Source organism: Parvibaculum sp. (assembly GCF_035325945.1).
In the GTDB taxonomy this organism is placed as follows: domain Bacteria; phylum Pseudomonadota; class Alphaproteobacteria; order Parvibaculales; family Parvibaculaceae; genus Parvibaculum.
In genome coordinates this window covers 175,638-181,747 of sequence record NZ_DAOKYX010000001.1, presented here as the reverse complement: position 1 = coordinate 181,747, position 6,110 = coordinate 175,638, and the positions used below count along the sequence as shown (strand labels likewise).

Annotated in this window: 5 protein-coding genes; 2 read left to right on the top strand and 3 right to left on the bottom strand. The window is 65.3% G+C overall.

The features are described 5' to 3' along the window. From PKA57_RS00900 to PKA57_RS00890, 3 genes are all read right to left on the bottom strand, one after another. Window positions 1-417 (bottom strand): hypothetical protein, encoded by a 417-nt coding sequence (locus PKA57_RS00900; protein WP_324297033.1) that lies wholly within the window; start codon window positions 415-417, stop codon window positions 1-3. A 20-nt stretch (window positions 418-437) separates the two neighbouring features. Next, on the bottom strand, window positions 438-1,826 hold the full coding sequence (locus tag PKA57_RS00895) for an aminotransferase (protein ID WP_324297032.1): 1,389 nt from the start codon (window positions 1,824-1,826) through the stop codon (window positions 438-440). Window positions 1,827-2,018: 192 nt separating this feature from the next. Next, window positions 2,019-3,485 (bottom strand): amidase, encoded by a 1,467-nt coding sequence (locus PKA57_RS00890; RefSeq protein WP_324297031.1) that lies wholly within the window; start codon window positions 3,483-3,485, stop codon window positions 2,019-2,021. A gap of 199 nt (window positions 3,486-3,684) precedes the next feature. Here PKA57_RS00890 and PKA57_RS00885 point away from each other — a divergent pair, with 199 nt between their 5' ends. Together PKA57_RS00885 and PKA57_RS00880 are read left to right on the top strand one after the other, a co-directional pair. Then, on the top strand, window positions 3,685-5,325 hold the full coding sequence (locus PKA57_RS00885; RefSeq protein WP_324297030.1) for a 3-(methylthio)propionyl-CoA ligase: 1,641 nt from the start codon (window positions 3,685-3,687) through the stop codon (window positions 5,323-5,325). Between the two features lie 31 nt (window positions 5,326-5,356). Then, window positions 5,357-6,106 carry a DUF1499 domain-containing protein gene (locus tag PKA57_RS00880; protein ID WP_324297029.1) on the top strand — a complete coding sequence of 250 codons (750 nt, stop codon included), beginning with the start codon at window positions 5,357-5,359 and terminating at the stop codon, window positions 6,104-6,106. Window positions 6,107-6,110 lie beyond the last annotated feature (4 nt).

The following is a 6,110-nucleotide window of genomic DNA, read 5'->3' as shown; positions in this document are numbered from 1 at the left end:
TCAGGCGAGAAAGATCACCGCGCTCTGGCTGTCGCGCATCATGGCGTTCTCGCCGACGGTGAAGACCGAGACGATGGTGCCGGTCGCGCCCTCGAAGGCGCCCGTGCCGCCCTCGATCCGGCGGACGACATGGCCATATTGCAGCGACGGGTCGGCGCTTTCGCCGATCGTGCCTTCGCCATCGCTCGCATAGGCGAGCGTGCCGCCGCCGAAGACGATCTCGCCATGCTCGGTGAAGCGCCCGAATTCATCGGGTTCCACGATCGCCTCCAGAACCGCCGCAGGCGCGCCGGTCGAGAGCACGGGATCGAGGCCGGGGCCGAAACTTGCCCGCGTCTCCACGCGCATGCGCGTTCCCATCTCGTCTTCCGGCGACACCTTTCCTTCGAACAGGAGCTGGTAACGGATTTCCTTCATGTCTTCCGGTCGCGCCCGGCTCAGGCCGCGCGCAGACCCTCCTTGGCGATCCAGCTTTCCGTATCGTCGAGCGCCCGCTCGATGCGATCGAAAATATCGTCGATATCCGCTTCGGTGACGATGAGCGGCGGACAGAAGGCGATGATGTCGCCGCCCAGCGCCCGGACGATGAGGCCGTGCTTCTCGGCCGCCTTCTGCACGGCGGCGCCGACGCCGATCTTCGCATCGAAGCTGCGCTTGTCCGCCTTGTCGGCGACGAGTTCGATGGCGCCGAGAAGGCCGCGGGCGCGCGTATGGCCGACGAGCGGATGCTGGCCGAGCTGCGCGATCCGCTGCTCGAAACGCGGCGCGACACCGCGTACATGGCCGACGATGTTGCGCTTCTCATAGATTTCGAGCGTCTTGACCGCGACCGCCGCGGCCACCGGATGGGCCGTGTAGGTGAAGCCATGCCCGAAGGTGCCGATCTTTTTGCTCTCGTCGAGCATGGCCTGATACATCTCCTCGCCGACCGTGATGGCCGCGATGGGGACATAGGCCGAGGAAAGCGCCTTGGCGACGGAGATGCTGTCGGGCTTCATGCCGAATGTCTGGCTGCCGAACATGTTGCCCGTGCGCGCGAAGCCGCAAATGACCTCGTCCGCGATGAAATAGATGCCGTATTTGTCGAGCACGGCCTGGATCTTCTGGAAGTAGCCCTCTGGCGGAATGATGACGCCGCCCGCGCCCATGACGGGCTCGGCGATGAAGGCGGCGACCGTTTCGGGGTCTTCCTCGATGATCAGCTTCTCGAGATTGGCAGCAAGCCTCGTCGTGAACTCGTCCTCCGTCTCGCCCGGCTCGGCATAGCGGTAGTAATGCGGGCAATCGGTGTGGCGGGCGAAGGAAAGCGGCAGGTCGAAATCGCGATGGTTGGGCAGAAGGCCGGTGAGGCTCGCCGATGCGATGGTGACGCCGTGATAGGCGCGCTGGCGCGAGATGATCTTCTTGCGCTTCGTGCGGCCCAGCGCGTTGTTGTAGTACCAGACGAGCTTGATCTGCTGGTCGTTCGCTTCCGAGCCCGAGCCGCAGAACAGCACCTTGGAGGCTTTATGAGGCGCGATGGCCTTGAGCTTTTCGGCAAGCTCGGCCGCGCGCTCGTGGCTCTTGCCGCCGAAAACATGCGTGAACGGAATCTGGCGAAGCTGCTCGTTTGCCGCCTCGATCAGTTCCGGCTCGTTATAGCCGAGCGAGGTGCACCAGAGGCCCGCGAGCCCTTCGATATATTTGCGCCCGTCCGCGTCCCAGACATGAATGCCCTCGCCGCGCTCGATGATCATCGGACCCGTCGCGCGGAAGGCGTCGAGATTGGTGTAGGGATGGATCACCGTCTCGACGTCGCGTACGGCGGCGTTGCTCAGCTTCGTCATGGGACGCTCCTCGAAGGCTGCGATGCGCGCCCCTGCTGATGCGTAGCCGGATTTTCGGCAGGGGGCGCTCAAAAACTTGAACCGGGACATGAGGCCGGCGGCGTTGCGCACTGCCGGACCCCCGTGTCCCCACTCGGAAGGCGCGTAATATGGGAGGGTCCCGGCGGACTGTCAAAGGCGCCGGGACTAGCCTCAAAAACCGGGCGGCGGGCGGAAGCCACCGAGAATGTTTTCGACCATGCCTGCCACGGCGATCGTCGTGCGGTCGCCGAGATGGGGGCCGATGATCTGAAGCCCCACGGGGAGCCCGTCGCGCGTCACGCCGACGGGCACGATGGTCGCCGGCAGGTGCGCGACGATGGCGGGGCCCGCCCAGATCAGCACGTCGAAATATTCTCGCTCGACGCCGTTCACGGTCAGACGGCGCTCATGCCAGTTCGAGCGGTGGTCATGGGGGAAGGCGGGCCGCATCAGCGTCGGGGCGAGCACGACATCGAAATCGCGGAAGAATGCCGCCCATTTCGCGCGGAGTTGCGCCTGATGCTCCTGCCAGACGAGGCGGTCGGCATAGCTGATCGTCGCGCCGCGCGCCTGAATGGCGAGGTGGCTCTTGCTGCCCGCGGGCTCGGAGGCCGCCTTCTCGGCGAGGCGCGCTTTGACCTTGGCGGGAAAGCGCGACGCTGTGATCGAATGAAGAAGCGTCAGATAGACTTCCGTCGACCAGCCAAGCGTGAAATCGGGCCGCGCGCCGCGGTCGATATGCGCGCCCGCGTCCGCAAGCGCCCGCACCGCCTCGTTGAGAAGCGATACCGATTCCGCGTCGATGTCGCAGAAGGGATCCTCGATCCAGACGGCGGCGCGCAACTCGCGCGGGCGCGTGGCGCGGGGCGCGGGCAGATCGAGCCGCCAGCCGGCAGCGGCCATTTCGTCGGGGCCCGCGATCACCGAAAGCAGGAGGTCGAGATCCTCGGCGCTGCGGCCGAGTGGACCCGCGACGGTGAGATCGCCTTCGGAGAGCGCGCCGGGCGGCGGCGGAACGTGCCCTCGCTTCGGCACGATGCCGAACGTCGTCTTGTGGCCGAATACGCCGCAGAAATGCGCGGGTGTGCGGATCGATCCGCCAATGTCACTGCCGAGTTCGAGGCCGGTAAGGCCGGCCGCGAGCGCCGCCGCCGATCCGCCCGACGAGCCGCCGGGACCGCAGGCGAGGTTCCAGGGATTGTTCGTGGTGCCATAGACGTCGTTATAGGTCTGGAGATCGCCGGACAGGAAAGGCACGTTCGTCTTGCCGAAGATGACGGCGCCCGCCCGCTCGATCCGCTCCACCGCCGTGGCGCTGCGCCGGGGCACATGATTGGCATAGTCGGGCGTGCCGCCCGCCGTGGTGAGCCCCTTGACCTCGAATGCGTCCTTGATGGTCATGGGCAGGCCGTGAAGCGGGCCCAGGATTTCGCCCCGGGCCAGCGCCTCGTCGGCCTCCGCTGCCCTGGCGCGGGCGGCATCGAGATCGCGCGCGACGATGGCGTTGACCTTGGGGTTGTGCAGCTCGACGCGGGCGATGAAGTGCTCCAGAAGCTCGCGCGAGCTGACCTCCCGGCGCTGGATCATGCGCGAGAGTTCGGCCGCCGATTTGAAGTGAAGGTCTGTTTTACCGGCCATTGTCTGGCTCCCTGTTTGCTCTCTGGCGCAAGATTAGCGGATGCGAGGCGCGCGTTGAGAGAAATCTCGGCCTTGACCGCGCCGCCCCTGCGGCAGCGAGATTGTCGGGCAGCGCCCAAGCCTCTAGACTGGCGGAAAAGAGGCTGGGCCCCAAGCGGGAAGGGTCCGCCGGCAACTTCAAGGGATGGAAGAGGCGACAATGAAGGGTTTGATGCAGGATTGGCCGCTGCGTGTGTCGAGCATTCTCGATCATGCGGCCCGCTTTCATGGAGAGCGCGAGATTGTTTCGCGCTCGGTCGAGGGGCCGATCGTCCGGACGACCTATGCGGAAATGAATGTCCGCGCCCGCAAGGTGGCGCAGGCCTTGCGCCGCCTCGGCGTGAAGGAAGGCGAGGTCGTCGCCACCCTCGCCTGGAACACCGGCCGCCACATGGAAGCCTGGTACGGCATCATGGGGCTTGGCGCCGTCTGCCACACGCTCAATCCGCGTCTCTTTGCCGAGCAGCTCGTCTACATCATCAATCACGCCGAGGATAAGTACATCTTCGTCGACCTGACCTTCGTTCCGATCGTCGAGGCGATCGAGGCGCAGTGCCCGAACGTGAAGGGCTACGTCATCATGACCGATGCGGCCCATATGCCGCAGACGAAGCTCCGGAACGCGCTCTGCTACGAGACGCTTCTCGATGCCGAGGATGGCGATTTCCAGTGGGTCGAGGTCGACGAGAACGCGGCCTGCGGCCTTTGCTACACCTCCGGCACGACGGGCAATCCCAAGGGCGTGCTCTATTCGCACCGCTCCAACGTGCTGCACGCCATGATCGGCGCGACCGCCGATGCGATGGGTCTCAAGTCGGTCGATTCCGTGCTGCCGGTGGTGCCGATGTTCCATGCGAATGCCTGGGGCATCGCCTTCTCGGCGCCCATGGTCGGCGCCAAGATCGTCATGCCGGGCCAGAAGATGGATGGCGACAGCATCTGCGAATTGCTGACGACGGAAGAGGTGACCTTCACCGCCGCCGTGCCGACCGTGTGGCTCATGCTGCTGCAATATCTCGAAAAGACCGGCAAGACGCTCGACCATCTGAAGCGCGTCGTCATCGGCGGTTCGGCCGCGCCGCGTTCGATGATCGACATTTTCGAGAGCAAATATGGCGTCGAGGTTCGCCATGCCTGGGGCATGACCGAAATGTCGCCGCTGGGTACGCTCGGCAGCTTCAAGGCCGGCATGGAAGAGCTGTCGCATGAGGAAAAGCTCGACATCAAGGTGAAGCAGGGACGCCCGCCCTATGGCGTCGAGATGAAGATCACCGACGATGACGGCGCGGAGCTTCCGTGGGACGGCAAGGCTTTCGGGCATCTGCTCGTGCGCGGCCCGTCCATCGCGAAATCCTATCTGAAGGGTGAGGGCGGCAAGATCCTCGACGATGACGGCTGGTTTGACACCGGCGACGTCGCCACCGTCGATCAGCGCGGCTTCATGCAGATCACCGACCGCGCCAAGGACGTGATCAAGTCGGGCGGTGAGTGGATTTCCTCCATCGAGCTTGAAAATCTCGCCGTTGGCCATCCGAAAGTGGCGGAAGCCGCCGTCATCGGCATCGCGCATCCGAAATGGGACGAGCGGCCGCTTCTCATTGTCGTGCTCAAGGAAGGTGAGACGGCGACGAAGGAGGAGATTCTGCATTACATGGATGGCAAGATCGCCAAGTGGTGGATGCCGGACGATGTCGCCTTCATCGACGAGATTCCGCATACGGCAACCGGCAAGATCCAGAAGCTCGCCCTGCGCGACAAGTTCAAGGACTACAAGCTGCCGACAGCGAACGCGGCGGAGTAACCGTCCGCGGACCACATAAAGGGAGAAGACGATGGCCGAACGATCGCGTCTTGCCGCCTGGGGATTGCGCCTCGCCGTTCTGGCATTGGTGGTATTGGTTCTCGCGGCAATCGCGAACCGTTTCGGCTTCATCGGCTACACGCTTCCGATACGTGGGCTGGCGCTCGCGGCGCTCATCGGCGCGGTCGCGGTGCTCGTCTCGCTCGCCGGGCTCCTCGTCACCCTGGTGGGGGGCAGGGCCGGGGCGGGTGCTGCGCTTCTCGGCATCCTCATCGGGGCCGTCGCGGCGCTGCCCGTTGTGACGGCGGCAGTGCAGGGGCGCAGTGTTCCCCGCATCCACGACATCACGACCGATCTGGCCGATCCGCCTCAATTCGACGCGGTCGTGATCCTGCGCGAGGGCGCGCCCAACTCGCTCGACCGTTCGTCGCCGCCCGATCTCGCCGAACTGCAACGCAAGGCCTATCCCGACCTCGAGACGTTCGTCGTTCACGAGCAGCCGGGCAAGGCCTTCGAAGCAGCGCTTGAAACCGCGAAGGAGATGGGATGGCGGATCGATGCCGCCTCGCCCGAGAAGGGCCTCATCGAGGCCACGGCGACGACGCGGCTCATGGGGTTCAGGGACGATGTGGCGATCCGCGTGAGTGAGAGGGATGGCGCGGCCGCGGTCGACCTGCGCTCGGTTTCGCGTGTCGGCATCAGCGATCTCGGCGCCAATGCGGCGCGCATCCGCGCCTATCTCGCAGCGCTGAAGACAAAGCTCGCGGCGCCCGCCCCCTGAGGCC